Origin of the sequence: Methylobacterium sp. V23 (assembly GCF_002917135.1) — a bacterium.
In the GTDB taxonomy this organism is placed as follows: domain Bacteria; phylum Pseudomonadota; class Alphaproteobacteria; order Rhizobiales; family Beijerinckiaceae; genus Methylobacterium.
In genome coordinates, this window is sequence record NZ_PDHT01000001.1 from 185,620 (window position 1) to 198,578 (window position 12,959).

The following is a 12,959-nucleotide window of genomic DNA, read 5'->3' on the forward strand; positions in this document are numbered from 1 at the left end:
GGTGTGTGATGAAGACGAATCGAGGCCGAGCCCGTTCCCGGCACAACGAAGAAGGGCCTCGGATGACAGCGCCAGGACAGAACTGGATCGAGACGCTCCGGGCGTTCGACGCCCGCATTCTCGCCGCGGAGGCGGCGGTCAGGGAGCAGGCCACGCGCGTCATGGAGGCCCTCGAAGAGCGCCACGACATCGCGGCGGCGAAGGCGCGCTTCACGGTTCTCCGGGAGGCCCTCGGCCAGCTCCGGCGGGAGCGGGATGCCTGGCGCGACGCGCTGGCGCCCCAGGACTGAGCGGCGCTTCGCTCGCGAGGCCCGCGCGATTCTCAAACCTGTGCGCTTCCAAGACCCGCGCGATGCCATGGGGGCCTCGATGCCATGGCCCGCCTCGCCCCGGACGCCCGGGACGCGGCGTGCGGCGCAGTCTCAGAACGATCGTGGGCGGATCGGCTGCCGGCGGGCCAGTGCCCCCTTCGGATGAGAGCGAAGACACACGAAAGCAGAATTTCGAAAAACGGATTCATACATTGTGAATTGCTGGCCCGTATGCCGGTAGCGCGTAAGCTTTCAAAAGCGGACCGTATGCAACGCCTAGGCTATAGAGTTCGTATCACAGAAAATTGTCCCGATGCGGTTCGATCAGAAAATCTCTCAAAAGATGGTTTTGAATCGTACAGGGCAAGTCCGCCAGCCTGAGACGACAAGGAAAGCCCTCGGCCTTCGGACTTCCCGTCCCTTCAGACTGGTCGATCGATTCCGCTCGGACAGTCGCGGCGCGACGGCGGTCGAATTCGGGCTGGTCGCAATTCCGTTTTTCACGATGCTTGCGGCGATCATACAGATATCGTTCCAGGTCTGGGCAGCGCAGAACCTCGACTATGCCGTTCAGAAGGCGAGCCGATCGATTCTGACCGGATCGTTTCAGGTGGCCAATAGCGGGCAGCGGGACCCGGCCATTCTCCTGGGACGTCTGCGGGACAATCTCTGCAATTCCGGAGCGCTGATGCCGGCCTTCGACTGCCAGTCGATCAAGCTCGACGTCACGCTCAGCGCCTCCTACGGCAACGGCAGCGTGCCGAGCCCGTTCGACTCGAGCGCGGGCGGCTGGTCCCGCACGGCCGGGACGCAGTTCAACTGTCCGCAGCCGGGCTCAATCGTCATCGTTTCCGCGGCGGCCAAGTTTCCGGTGTTCTTCTCCTTCCTGAAGCTGAGCGCGAATACCTTCGCCGATGGATCCCAGCTGATGCAGTCGACGGCCGTGTTCCGGACGGAGCCCTACCAGACGACGTCAACCACCGGCTGCAACACCTGAGATGGGTTCGCCAGGCTCCTTCGCGTCACCCGCCCGGGTCGTCCAAGCCATCCGGATCCGTGTCCGTTCGTTCGGGCGCGCGACCGGCGGCGTCTCGGCGGTGGAGTTCGCGCTGATCTTCCCGATCATGCTCCTGCTGCTGGTCGGCATCATCGAATTGTCGAATGGGGTCGACAACTGGCGCAAGGTGACCCTCCTGTCGCGCGCCGTCGCGGATCTCACGTCGCAGGGTGACAAGCAGAACCCGATGACGGATGCGGCGATGGCCGACATCCTGCGGTCGGCGAAGCTCATTCTCCGCCCCTTCGACACCACGAACGTCAAGATCGTGGTGAGCGCGCTGGGGGTCGACCTGAAGGGCTTTTCCCTGAGGCCCGTCGTCTGTTCGAGCGCCGCCACGGACAACGCCCAGGCGCGCGCCACCGGGCCCGCCTCCGACCTGAGCGTTCCGCAGGGATTCCAGGTCACCGGCACCCGCTACATCCTCGCGGAGGTGACGATGCCCTACGCGCCGATGCTGGGCAGCGCCCTGGTGAACCAGCTCGGCGGGACCAACGGTCGGATCACCCTGACCGTCAACACGCCCTGGCCGACCCGCGGCGGCCAGCCCTACGGGGCGAACCCCTACAGCGAGGTGCTCCTGCCCAAGGGATCGCCATGCCCCGCCCCGGTGACCTGAATGCGACGGGCTGAGGAGATGATCGTGCGTCGTCCTGGATGGATCCAACGCTTCCTCGTCGATCGTCGCGGGAACGTCGCGGTGATCTTCGCGCTCGCGAGCCTGCCCCTGCTCGCCTTCGCGGGGGCCGCCCTGGATTACGGGACCGCCACGCGGATGCAGGCCAAGCTCCAGGCGGCCACCGACGCGACGGCTCTGAGCCTGTGCCAGACCCCGAGCACGACGACCACGGCGCAGATGCAGACCCAGGCGCAGGTCATGATGGCCGGCTACATGGGAGCCGCCGGCTTGACGGTCGACCCCATCAGCGTGACGACGAACCCGCGCAAGATCGTCCTGGCGACCCATATGAGCTCGCCGGCCCTGTTCGGCCAGCTCACCAAGACGCTGGACCTGAACCCCATCGCCTCCGCGCAATGCGCGACGCCGCTTCCGAAGACGTTCGAGATCGCCCTCGTGCTGGACACCACCGGCTCGATGAGTTCGAGCGGCGGCAGCATGACGAAGATGCAGGCCGCCCAGCAGGCGGCGAACAACTTCATCGACTACGTCCACAACAACCCCGCCTTCACGTCGGATACGCGGATCTCGATCGTTCCCTTCGCGGCGTCCGTCGCGGTCAATCCGGTCACGTACCGGAATGCGACCTGGATCGATAAGCTCGGCAAATCCTCCTATCACTGGACCAACGTGAGCGGCGCCACGGCGGCCGGGTTCACCAGCCGGTTCGGGATCTTCGATTCCCTCAAGACCGTCTCGTCCAGCTGGGGCTGGGGCGGCTGCCTGGAAACCCTGCCCTACCCGCTGAACGTCCAGGATGGGCAACCGGGGGCGAGCGCCGATTCCCTCTACGTCCCGATGTTCGCCCCCGATGAGCCGGGCCAGGGGACGACGTCCTACACGACGTATGCGGGGAACTACACGTTCAACAGCTACCTGAACGACGCGACGGGATCGAATTCCTGCAAGGCGGACAGCAGCCTGAGCTTCGCCGCGACCGAGTCGCGGGCGTGCAAGTACGTCAATCCCCAGGGGGCGGCACCCACCGACAGTTCCTACCTCGCGTTGCCGAACGGCCCCAATTTCGGCTGCACCAGTCAGCCCCTGCAGCGGCTGACCAACGATGTCACGATCCTCAAGTCCCTGGTCTCGAGCCTGAAGCCGCAGGGCGCGACCAACATCCTCGAAGGCCTGATGTGGGGATGGCGCACGGTGTCGCCCAACAGCGTCTTCGGCGACGGCGGCTCCTACGCCTCGGCGAGCGTCAACAAGATCATCATCCTGATGACGGACGGGGCGAACAGCTGGAGCGACAACCCGTACGCGAACTACAACCAGACGTTCTTCTTCTCGATGGGGTATTTCAAGAACGCGGACGGCTCGACGCCGAACGGGCGCCTGCCGCCCAGCTATCAGAATCTCACGAGCACGACCCAGGCGCGCAACGCCCTGGACGCCCTGACCCAGACGGCCTGCACCAATGCCAAGACGGCCGGCATCCAGCTCTACACGATCGGCTTCAGCACCTCGGGGGATCCGATCGACAGCCAGGGCCTGAGCCTGCTGAACGGCTGCGCGAGTTCGCAGAGCCAGGCCTTCATCGCCAACACCTCGGACGCCCTGATCGCGGCCTTCGACCAGATCGGGAAGAGCATCGGAACGCTGCGCCTGACCCAGTGAGGACAGGCCGCCCGGGCCTCACGGACGGGGAGCCTTCGTCCCAGCTCTGTACTCTCACAGGCCCGCGCCGTTCGCGCCCCGGCGGCTCAGCAGGTCCTTGCGGAACTTGGCGTCGAGGCGCTGCATGAAGTGCTCGGCGCAGCACATGTGGTCGTGCATCTCGCGCCGGACGGCCTCGGCATCCTCGGCGCGGTAGGCGGCCACGAGAGCGCGGTGGCTGGCGAGGTTGTGGGCGCCGAAGGCCTCGTGCTCGGTGAGGCTGTCGCTGCGGAACTCCACGAGGTCGCGCAGCAGGCTGTTGAGGAACCGGCACATGAAGGCGAGGAGCGGGTTGTCGCTGGCGTCGCACAGGATGTCGTGGAAATCGACCTCGACCACCCGGCCGACCCCGCGCTGGTCGCCGGCATTGGCGGCCTCGCAGGCGGCCATGTTCTCCTCCAAGCGGCGGAACTCCGCCGCGCCGAGGCGGCCGACCACGCTGACGCCGAGCGTCACCTCCAGGCTGCGGCGCAGGGCGTAGACCTGGGCGAAATCGAGCTCCTGGAAGTGCAGGAAGCGGCGCAGCTGCTGGGCGGCGGCGTCCACCGAGATGGGCCGGATCTCGGGGCCGCCGTTGGGGCCGGACTGCATCGTCACCAGACCCTGGACCTCCAGGGCCTTCAGGGCCTCGCGGATCGTGCCCTTGGCGCAGCCGTAATGCTGCATCAGGGCGCGCTCGTTCGGCAGGCGGTCGCCGGGGGCCAGGCGTTCGCGGGCGATCCGGTTGCAGAGATCCTCCGCGATCTGGTCCGACAGCTTGATCCGCCGCAGGGGCGCGGGCGGGCCGTCCGCCTCGGGCGTGGTCATCGCGGGATCCGGCTCATCGCGGGACCCGGCTCATCGGGGCGGCCAGGCCGCGTCGGCGTCGAGGGGGAAGATCGGACGGGCGAGCTTGGCGAACGGGAACAGCCCGTAATCGGAGCTGGTGACGCCCCGGCTCGCGCATTCCACCACCGCCCGGGCGATGGGCTCGAAGACCGGCCGGCAATACATCCGCGACTTCAGGATCAGCACCCGGGCCGCGGCCGGGTCGAGGCCCGAGCCCGTGAACACGCCGAGGTCCCAGGGCTCGTGCGGCTCCTCCGTGACGAGGATGCGGGCCGCACCCGTGTCGAGCACGGCCGCCCGGCCCATGTGGCAGCTCTGGCCCGTATAGGTCGGTCCGGTGATGACGTATTGCCCGTCGCCCAGGGCCGCCACCGTCCCGCTGACGGGGAGGGGGGCCTGGCGCGGGAAGCCCGGCAGGGGCACGCGGTTGCCGAGGCCGCATGCCACCGGTGCGCCGACGCCCGCGGCGTGCAGGGCCGCCACGGCCTCCGGATCGCAGATCGGGCCGGCGAGGATGCCGTCCATCCCGGCCGCCAGGGCGGCGGCGAGGACGTCCATCACGTCGCAGGTGCCGCCCGACATGCAGTTGTCGCCGTGGTCGAGGAGGAGCACCGGGCCCTCCCCGGGGCCGGCCAGCGCCGCCTGCGCCGCCGCGATGGAGTCCGCCAGCGGCGCCTCCGCGTAGACGAAGTCCTCCCGGGCGTTCCAGAGCCCGGCCGCGAGGTCGCGGGCCGCCGCGTCGGCGGCAGCTTGCGTCTCCGCCGTGACCGTGACGGAGACGCCGGCCTCGGACAGGTCGGCCAGGGAGAAGCCGCCGAAGATCGTGGCGGCGAGGACGCCGGGACGGGCCTCCGCCGCCCGGGCGGCGGCGACGGCCGCCTGCATCGGGCCGGGCACGCGGGTGTCCATGCGCAGGGTGTGGGCGAGCATCGGCGGGTGCACCCAGGCCCGGCACGGGGCCAGGCCCCCGTCGAGCATCCGCCCGACGATGCCGGCGACGCGGGCGCCCGTCTCGGCCATGTCCACGTGCGGATAGGTCTTGAAGCCGGCGATCGCGTCGCAGTTGTCCACCATGCGGCCGGTGATGTTGCCGTGGAGGTCGAGGGCGACGCCGAGCGGCACGCCGGGCGCCAGGGCGCGGATCCGGGCCAGGAGCTCGCCCTCGCCGTCGTCGTGGCTCTCCGTCACCATCGCCCCGTGCAGGTCGAGCAGGATGGCGTCGCAGCCGGGGCGGACCGCGTCGAGGATCGCCGCGGCGAGCGCCGCGAAGGCCGCGTCCGCCACCGGCCCGCTCGGGTTGGCATGGGCCGAGACCGGCACCACGACGGTGGCGCCCCGCGCCTCCCCGAAGCGGATGAAGGCGCCCAGCGCCGTGGTGCTGTCGCGCCCCGCCGCCAGGGCGGCGTCGCCCCAGAGCGGGTTGAACGCCGCCAGCGGCGTCGCCAGCGGCGAGAAGGTGTTGGTCTCGTGGTTCACCCGGGCGGTGACGATACGCATCAGGGTCGCGCCTTCCTGGACATCGGGAATCAGGCCACGGGGGCGTGACGGGCGTCGTAGTCGAGCACCGCGTCGAGCAGGACCTGCGCGCCGGCGGCGCACTCGGACGGGGCGGTGGATTCGGCCGGGTTGTGGCTGAGGCCGCCGGCGCTCGGCACGAACACCATGGTGGTGGGCACCAGCCCGGCGACGTGAGCGGCGTCGTGGCCGGCGCCCGAGACCATGTCGCGGGTGGCGTGGCCGCCCTTCTCCGCCGCGCGCCGGACGCAGGCGATGCAGTCGGGGTCGAAGGCGACCGGGGCCGTCCGGGCGATGACCTGCAGGCGGGTCTCGAGGCCGACCGCGTCGGCGATGCGGGCCAGGGCCGCCTCCAGGGTCGCCTCCATGGCGTCGAGCACCGCGTCCTGCGGGTGGCGCAGGTCCACGGTGAGGAAGACGTGGCCCGGAATGACGTTGTTGGAGTTCGGCGTCACCGTGAGGTGGCCGACGGTGCCCACCGCGTCGGGGGCATGCGCCTGGGCGACGGCGTCCACCGCCTCCACCAGACGGGCGGCGCCCAGGAGGGCGTTGCGCCGCATCGGCATCGGGGTCGAGCCCGTATGGGCGGACCGGCCCTCCAGGGTGACCTCGTACCAGCGCATGCCCTGCACGCCCTGCACCACGCCGATGGTGGCCCCCTGCGCCTCCAGGATCGGGCCCTGCTCGATGTGCAGCTCGAACATCGCGCCGAACGGCACGGAGCCCGCGGGCGCGGCGCCACGGTAGCCGATGGCGTCGAGGGCCGCGCCGAAGCGGGTGCCGGCGCTGTCCTGGCGGGCCTCGGCCCAGTCGCCGGCATAGATGCCCGCATAGACGCCGGAGCCCAGCATGGCGGGGGCGAAGCGCGCGCCCTCCTCGTTGGTCCAGTTCACCAGCAGCAGCGGCGCCTCGGTGACGTAGCCGGCCCCGTCCAGGGTGCGCAGCACCTCGAGCCCGGCCAGCACGCCCAGCACCCCGTCGAACTTGCCGCCGGTGGGCTGGGTGTCGAGGTGGCTGCCCAGGGCGATGGGCTTCAGGTCGGGGTTCCGGCCGGGGCGCAGGGCGAACATGTTGCCCACCGCGTCCACCGTCAGGGTGCAGCCCAGGACCTCGACCTGGGTCCGCAGCCAGTCGCGCACCCGGCGGTCCTCGTCGCTCAGGGTCAGGCGGGCGATGCCGCCGTCGGGGGTGGCGCCGATGGCGGCGGTCTCCGTCAGGGTGTCCCAGAGGCGCTCGGCGTTGATGGTGAGGTTCGACATGGGTGTCCCGGAGTCCCTTCTGCTCACGCCGCCTTCACGCCGAGGAAGCGGTCGCGCGCCGCCTCGTCGGCGACGAAGTCGGCATTGCCGGCCGCGTAGGCGACGCGGCCGAGTTCGAGGATGTAGTGGCGGTCGGCCAGGCTCGTGCAGACCGCCAGGTTCTGCTCCACCAGCAGGATCGGGACCCCGGCGTCGCGGATGGCCCGGATCTGGGCGACGATCTCCTCGACGATGACGGGGGCGAGGCCTTCCACCGGCTCGTCGAGCATGAGGAGCTTCGGCCCGGAGAGGAGGGCGCGGGCGATCGAGAGCATCTGCTGCTCGCCGCCCGAGAGCTGCGCGCCCCCGTTGCGGCGGCGTTCCTCCAGGCGCGGGAACATCGCGTAGATGTCCCGCAGGCCCCAGGGCGAACCCTTGCGCACGGCGATGGCGAGGTTCTCCGCGACGCTGAGCAGGCTGAAGATGCCCCGGTCCTCCGGCACGAGGGTGAGGCCGGCCCGGGCGATGCGGTGGGCGGGCCAGCTCGCCACGTCGGTACCGTGGAAGTGCACCCGGCCGCCGCGGGGGGGCAGGAGGCCGCTGATCGCCTTGAGCGTCGAGGTCTTGCCGGCGCCGTTGCGCCCGAGGAGGCAGACGATCTCGCCGTCGCGCACCTCCAGGCTGACGCCCTGGAGGATGTGGCTCTTGCCGTAGAAGCCCTGGACCCCGTCCAGGCTGAGGGCGACGGGGCCGCTCACGAGACGTGCGCCCGGGCCGGCGTGAGGTCGCCCGTGATCATGTTGCCGAGATAGGCCCGCCGCACCTCCGGGTCGTCGCGGACCCGGGCCGGCGGACCCTCCACCAGCACGCGGCCGGCGCGCATCACCGTCACGGTGTCGGAGATGTTCATGACGATGCCCATGTTGTGCTCGATGAACAGGACGGTGTGGTCGCGGCCGAGATCGCGGATCAGCGCCGTCATGGCGGCGATGTCGTCGATGCCCATGCCGGAGGTCGGCTCGTCGAGGAGGATGATCTTCGGCGCCGCCGCCATCGCCATCCCGACCTCCAGGCGCCGCTGCTGGCCGTGCGAGAGCGCGCCGGCGGCGCGCAGGGCCACCCGGGTGAGGTCGAGGCGCTCCAGCATCGTCTCGGCCATGGCCAGCGCCGGCCGGTTGGCCTCGGCCCGGCGCCAGGGGGCGAGGGCCTGCCAGGGCGTCTTGCCCTGCGCGGCCAGCCGCAGGTTTTCGCGGACGCTGAGCGTCGGGAAGAGGCTGGTGACCTGAAACGAGCGGGCGAGGCCGAGGCGCACGCGCTCGTGGTCGGCCGTGCGGGTGATGTCCCGGCCCGCCAGGGCGATGCGCCCGGCCGAGGGCGCGATCCGGCCGGTCAGCGCGTGGAACAGGGTCGTCTTGCCGGCGCCGTTCGGGCCGATGATCGAGTGGACGCTGTTCTCGGCGATGCGCAGGGTCACGTCCTGGAGGGCGACGAAGCTGCCGTAGCGGACGCCCAGGGCGTCGGTGGCGAGGATCGGCGCGCTCATCGGGCGACCTCCGGTGCCCGGCCGGCGTCGGACGCGGGGAGAGCCTCCGCCACGGGAGCGACCGCGGGATCGGTCACCACGGGCCGGTCCGGCGCCGGGTCGTCGGGGGGCGGCGCCCGCGTCACGAGGGCGACGGCGTGCTCGATCAGGCCCCAGAGGCCGCGCTGCAGGAACAGCGTGATGACGATGAGGAGGAGCCCCAGGAGGAGGAGCCAGCGCGGCCAGATCGCCGAGAGGGCATCGGCGGCGAGCAGGTAGGCGCCGGCCCCGAGGAGCGAGGCGAACAGGTTCGCGCTGCCGCCGACGATCGTCATGATCAGCAGGGTCTCGCTGGTGTGGTAGTCGATGTTCGAGAGGGGTGCGACGCCGATCAGCATGGCGTGGAGCGCGCCCGCGAAGGCCGTCACCGCCCCGGAGATCGCGAAGGCCGCGACCTTGAAGGCCCGAACCGGATAGCCGATCGCCCCGGCCCGGCCCTCGTTGTCGCGGATGGCGAGCAGGGTGCGCCCGAAGGTCGAGAGCGCGACCCGCTGCAGGGCGGCGAAGAGCCCGAGGAAGAGCACGGCCACGAAGGCGTAGTAGGTCCAGGGATCGGACAGGACCGTGCCGGCGAGGCGCGGGCGCGGGATGTCGAGCAGGCCGTTGTCGCCGCCCGTGAGGCCGCTGAAGGTGTAGGCCAGGAAGTAGAACATCTGCGAGAAGGCCAGGGTCAGCATCACGAAGTAGACGCCCTGGCGCCGGATCGAGACCCAGCCCACGGCGGCCGCCACCAGCGCCCCCAGGGCCAGCGACAGCAGCAGCATGACGGGGGCGGGCAGGCCGGCCCGGACGAGGCCGAGCCCGGCGACGTAGCTGCCGAGGCCGAAGAAGATGCCCTGGCCGAAGGAGAGCAGGCCGGTATAGCCCAGCAGCAGATTGCAGGCGGCGACCGCCAGCCCGTAGATCAGGATCTCGCTGGCCAGCGTGCCGGAGCGCATCACGAGGGGCAGGATCAGCACGGCGGCCAGCGCGAGGCCGAACTGCACCAGGGGCCTGTCGAGCAGGGGAATCATCGCGAGCGCCTCCTCAGGCCCGGCCGAACAGGCCGCGCGGCATCGCCATGATGATGCCGGCCATGCCGAGATAGATGACGAGGCGCGCCCCCTCCGGCCACAGGGTGGCCATCAGGCTCTGGGCGATGCCGACGAGGATGCCGGCGGCGAGCGCCCCGGCGTAGCTGCCCATTCCGCCGATCACCACCACCACGAAGGCGATGCCCAGGGCCTCGACGCCCATGAAGGGCTCGACGCCGCGGATGGGGGCGGCCAGCGCCCCGGCCAGCCCCGCCAGCCCGGCGCCGAGGGCGAAGACGGCGGTGTTGATGCGCAGGGTATCGTAGCCGAGGAGCGCCATGTTGGCGGGCGATTCCGACCCGGCCCGCACGATGGCGCCGAGCCGCGTCCGGTCGAGGAGCCACCACAGGCCGGCCGCCAGGATCGCCGTGAAGCCGATCACGAAGAGCCGGTACTCCGGGTAGACGAAATCCCCGAGGATCATCACGCCGCTCAGCGCCTCCGGCGGAGCGACGTTCCCGCCGATGGGCCCCCAGATGATGATGACGAGCTCCTGCACCACCAGGGCGAGGCCGACGGTGACGAGGATGTGGAAGGTGTGGGGCAGCTTGTAGACCCGGCGCAGGAGCAGCCGCTCGGTCAGGGCGGCCAGCCCCGCGACGACGAGGGCGGCCAGCGGCATCGCCACCCAGAAGCTCAGGCCCCGCTCGACGCCCTCGTAGGCGAGGTAGGCCCCCAGCAGGTAGAACGCCCCGTGGGCGAAGTTCACGAACTGCAGCAGCCCGAAGATGATGCTCAGGCCCACTGCCAGCAGGAAGTAGAGCATCCCGAGTCCGAGGCCGTTCAGGATCTGGAACAGGTAGGTCACGGGGTCTCCAGGATCAGGTCAAACCTTGGATCACGTTAAACCTCGGCTGGCGTCGAACCTCGGCTGGCGGGCCACGCCGATCCGAGCGCGACCCGTGATTCCGGGGCCGCGACGCGGAACCCGGACTCCGGAAGACAGGGGGGCGCCTTGCTCGGCTCTGGATCCCGGGCTCGCCCGCGGCGCCCCGGAACGACGCAGCGCGCGAGCGACGACCGATCCCGCGTGGAACCTCGGCGCCGCTTCGCCCTCACGCCACCTTCGTCACGTCATCTTGCAGCCGGCGGCCTCGGGCGAGAGGAACGACTTGCCGGACTGGATCACCTCGGCGAAGTCGTCCTTGTCCTTCATGGCGGACTTCGCCTTGCCCTTGAGCAGGTAGTAATCCTTGATGACCTGGTGGTCGGCGGCGCGGATCTCCTCCTCGCCGGTCAGGCCGGAATAGCGCATCCCTTCGAGCGCCTTGATCACGGCGGGGCCGTCCGCACGGCCGGCCTTGGCGGCGGCGTCGAGGAGCAGCTTGGTGATCTGGTACGAGCCGGCGAAGGAGTAGTTCGGCGTCATCTTGGCGGTCTCGCGGACCTTGGTCACCAGCGCCTTGTTCAGGGGCGAGTCGATGCCGTGCCAGTACTGCGCGCCGAAGTAGACGCCCTCGCAGAGGTCGGCGCCCAGGGCCTCGAACTGCTCCAGGCCTGAGGCCCAGGCGAGCACGATGGTCATGCGCTTCTTGAGGCCGAAGCTCACCGCCTGGCGCAGCGCATCCGAGGATTGCGAGCCGAAGTTGAGGAGCAGCAGTACGTCGGGCTTGGCCGCGATCGCGTTGGTCAGGTAGCCGCTGAACTCCTTCTCGGCCAGCGAGTGGTAGCTGTTGCCGACATGCTCGATGCCCTTTTCCTGGAAGACCGCCTTGGCGGCACTGAGGAGGCCCTCGCCGAACACGTATTGCGGAGTGATCGTGTACCAGCGCTTGGCGTTGGGCATCTGCGCGATGAGGGGACGGACCGTCTGCGCGATGGCGCCGAAGGTCGGCACCGTCCAGCGGAAGGTGCCGCGGTTGCAGTCCGAGCCGGTGATCTCGTCCGCCCCCGCCGTGGTGATGAAGACGCCGTCGGATTTCGCCGCCTCCTTGCCCATCACCAGGGCCTCGGAGGAGAGGATGCCGCCGGCGAAGAGCCGCGTGCCCTGCGCCATCGCCTCCTGCACCTTGCGGGCGGCCGGTGCCGGCTTGCCCTCGGTGTCGATGTCCGCGACCGTGACGGTGCGGCCGAGGATCTTGCCGGCCTCCTGCGCCGCGAAGGCGGCGCCGAGCGACGCATACTTGCCGTTGGCCGCGAAGGCGCCGGAGATCGGCAGCGGGGCGCCGATGACGAGGGGCCCGTCCGCCGCACGGGCACCGCGCAGGATGCCGGACAGCGGGAGACCGGAGGCCCCCAGGGCGGCCGCCGTCAGCGAGGTTTTCAGAAATGCACGACGATCACGCATGGCACCGCTCCTCGCGCTCGCACCGGGCGAACTATCCAAACTATACGCATAGAATATGCGCGTGTTCGTTCCGTCAAGCGCTCGTCGATGTTGCACTGCACTTGCGCAATTGCTGGCCGTAAGCCGGGAATTCAGGCAGCCGATGCCCGTTATCGCTGCAGGATCGGCAGGGCATTGGCGCGCTTCACTTGGCCGAGGGCGAAGCTCGATTCGATCGAGGCGACGCCGTCGAGGCGGGTGAGCTTGTCCTTGAGGAAGCGCTCATAGGCTTCGAGGTCTTCGACCACGATCCGGAGCAGGTAATCCCGCTGCCCCGTCATCAGGTAGCAGTCGACCACCTCGGGCCAGCGGGTGACGGCCACGGCGAAGCGGTCGAGTTCCTCCTCCCGCTGGCGCTCGAGCTTCACCGAGGCGAAGACGCTGACCGGCAGGCCGACCGCGACCTGGTCGACGACGGCGACGTAGCCCTTGATCACCCCCGCCGCCTCCAGCAGGCGCACCCGCCGGGCGCAGGGCGAGGCGGAGAGGCCGACCCGGTCGCCGATCTGCTGCACCGTCAGGCGGGCATCCTCCTGCAGCGCGGCGAGGATCCGGCGATCGATGGCGTCGAGAACAGGTTTTGGCACGAAATGATCTCGCGAGGCATCCGACAGCGCATCTGAGCCAAGGACTTGCGGCACCACAAGGTCGTTTGGCCAGTTTTGCTGGTCCGGCGCGTCTAGGATCATGT

Annotated in this window: 13 protein-coding genes; 4 read left to right on the forward strand and 9 right to left on the reverse strand. The window is 70.0% G+C overall.

The window, feature by feature from the left end; all coding sequences use genetic code 11:
* The first annotated feature begins 62 nt into the window (after nt 1–62).
* The 4 genes from CRT23_RS00815 (at nt 63) to CRT23_RS00830 (ending at nt 3,667) form a co-directional block, all read left to right on the forward strand.
* Nucleotides 63–290 (forward strand): hypothetical protein, encoded by a 228-nt coding sequence (locus tag CRT23_RS00815; RefSeq protein ID WP_055947024.1) that lies wholly within the window; start codon nt 63–65, stop codon nt 288–290.
* 334 nt (nt 291–624) lie between these two features.
* A complete protein-coding gene (locus CRT23_RS00820; RefSeq protein WP_245435889.1) occupies nt 625–1,308 on the forward strand; it encodes a TadE/TadG family type IV pilus assembly protein in 684 nt (227 codons plus the stop codon).
* A gap of 1 nt (nt 1,309) precedes the next feature.
* The gene (locus CRT23_RS00825; RefSeq protein ID WP_103708224.1) at nt 1,310–1,987 is read left to right on the forward strand and encodes a TadE/TadG family type IV pilus assembly protein; all 678 of its coding nucleotides are present in this window, start codon (nt 1,310–1,312) and stop codon (nt 1,985–1,987) included.
* Nucleotides 1,988–2,011: 24 nt separating this feature from the next.
* Nucleotides 2,012–3,667 carry a pilus assembly protein gene (locus tag CRT23_RS00830; RefSeq protein ID WP_244477164.1) on the forward strand — a complete coding sequence of 552 codons (1,656 nt, stop codon included), beginning with the start codon at nt 2,012–2,014 and terminating at the stop codon, nt 3,665–3,667.
* 54 nt (nt 3,668–3,721) lie between these two features.
* Here the strand turns inward: CRT23_RS00830 and CRT23_RS00835 are convergent, their stop codons facing one another.
* The 9 genes from CRT23_RS00835 to CRT23_RS00875 form a co-directional block, all read right to left on the reverse strand.
* Entirely contained in the window at nt 3,722–4,513 is a 792-nt protein-coding gene (locus tag CRT23_RS00835; protein WP_055947030.1) for an FCD domain-containing protein, read from the reverse strand.
* Nucleotides 4,514–4,543: 30 nt separating this feature from the next.
* The gene (locus CRT23_RS00840; protein ID WP_103708225.1) at nt 4,544–6,031 is read right to left on the reverse strand and encodes a M81 family metallopeptidase; all 1,488 of its coding nucleotides are present in this window, start codon (nt 6,029–6,031) and stop codon (nt 4,544–4,546) included.
* A gap of 29 nt (nt 6,032–6,060) precedes the next feature.
* The gene (locus CRT23_RS00845; protein ID WP_103708226.1) at nt 6,061–7,308 is read right to left on the reverse strand and encodes a M20 family metallo-hydrolase; all 1,248 of its coding nucleotides are present in this window, start codon (nt 7,306–7,308) and stop codon (nt 6,061–6,063) included.
* A gap of 23 nt (nt 7,309–7,331) precedes the next feature.
* Entirely contained in the window at nt 7,332–8,045 is a 714-nt protein-coding gene (locus CRT23_RS00850) for an ABC transporter ATP-binding protein (protein ID WP_103708227.1), read from the reverse strand.
* Complete coding sequence (locus CRT23_RS00855) at nt 8,042–8,830, reverse strand: ABC transporter ATP-binding protein (protein ID WP_103708228.1); 789 nt, start codon at nt 8,828–8,830, stop codon at nt 8,042–8,044. The genes CRT23_RS00850 and CRT23_RS00855 overlap by 4 nt, the downstream gene beginning before the upstream one ends.
* Nucleotides 8,827–9,882 (reverse strand): branched-chain amino acid ABC transporter permease, encoded by a 1,056-nt coding sequence (locus CRT23_RS00860; RefSeq protein ID WP_103708229.1) that lies wholly within the window; start codon nt 9,880–9,882, stop codon nt 8,827–8,829. Before CRT23_RS00860 ends, CRT23_RS00855 begins: the two co-directional genes overlap by 4 nt.
* A 13-nt stretch (nt 9,883–9,895) precedes the next feature.
* On the reverse strand, nt 9,896–10,750 hold the full coding sequence (locus CRT23_RS00865; protein ID WP_082512791.1) for a branched-chain amino acid ABC transporter permease: 855 nt from the start codon (nt 10,748–10,750) through the stop codon (nt 9,896–9,898).
* Between the two features lie 261 nt (nt 10,751–11,011).
* Nucleotides 11,012–12,229 carry an ABC transporter substrate-binding protein gene (locus CRT23_RS00870; RefSeq protein WP_082512792.1) on the reverse strand — a complete coding sequence of 406 codons (1,218 nt, stop codon included), beginning with the start codon at nt 12,227–12,229 and terminating at the stop codon, nt 11,012–11,014.
* Nucleotides 12,230–12,378: 149 nt separating this feature from the next.
* Complete coding sequence (locus tag CRT23_RS00875; protein WP_055947040.1) at nt 12,379–12,855, reverse strand: Lrp/AsnC family transcriptional regulator; 477 nt, start codon at nt 12,853–12,855, stop codon at nt 12,379–12,381.
* Nucleotides 12,856–12,959 lie beyond the last annotated feature (104 nt).

Bases quoted from the DNA above. Each gene is read 5' to 3' on its own strand.
- CRT23_RS00815 (WP_055947024.1), top strand. From the start codon at position 63: ATGACAGCGCCAGGACAGAACTGGATCGAGACGCTCCGGGCGTTCGAC.
- CRT23_RS00820 (WP_245435889.1), top strand. From the start codon at position 625: ATGCGGTTCGATCAGAAAATCTCTCAAAAGATGGTTTTGAATCGTACA.
- CRT23_RS00825 (WP_103708224.1), top strand. From the start codon at position 1,310: ATGGGTTCGCCAGGCTCCTTCGCGTCACCCGCCCGGGTCGTCCAAGCC.
- CRT23_RS00835 (WP_055947030.1), bottom strand. From the start codon at position 4,513: ATGACCACGCCCGAGGCGGACGGCCCGCCCGCGCCCCTGCGGCGGATC.
- CRT23_RS00840 (WP_103708225.1), bottom strand. From the start codon at position 6,031: ATGCGTATCGTCACCGCCCGGGTGAACCACGAGACCAACACCTTCTCG.
- CRT23_RS00845 (WP_103708226.1), bottom strand. From the start codon at position 7,308: ATGTCGAACCTCACCATCAACGCCGAGCGCCTCTGGGACACCCTGACG.
- CRT23_RS00855 (WP_103708228.1), bottom strand. From the start codon at position 8,830: ATGAGCGCGCCGATCCTCGCCACCGACGCCCTGGGCGTCCGCTACGGC.
- CRT23_RS00860 (WP_103708229.1), bottom strand. From the start codon at position 9,882: ATGATTCCCCTGCTCGACAGGCCCCTGGTGCAGTTCGGCCTCGCGCTG.
- CRT23_RS00870 (WP_082512792.1), bottom strand. From the start codon at position 12,229: ATGCGTGATCGTCGTGCATTTCTGAAAACCTCGCTGACGGCGGCCGCC.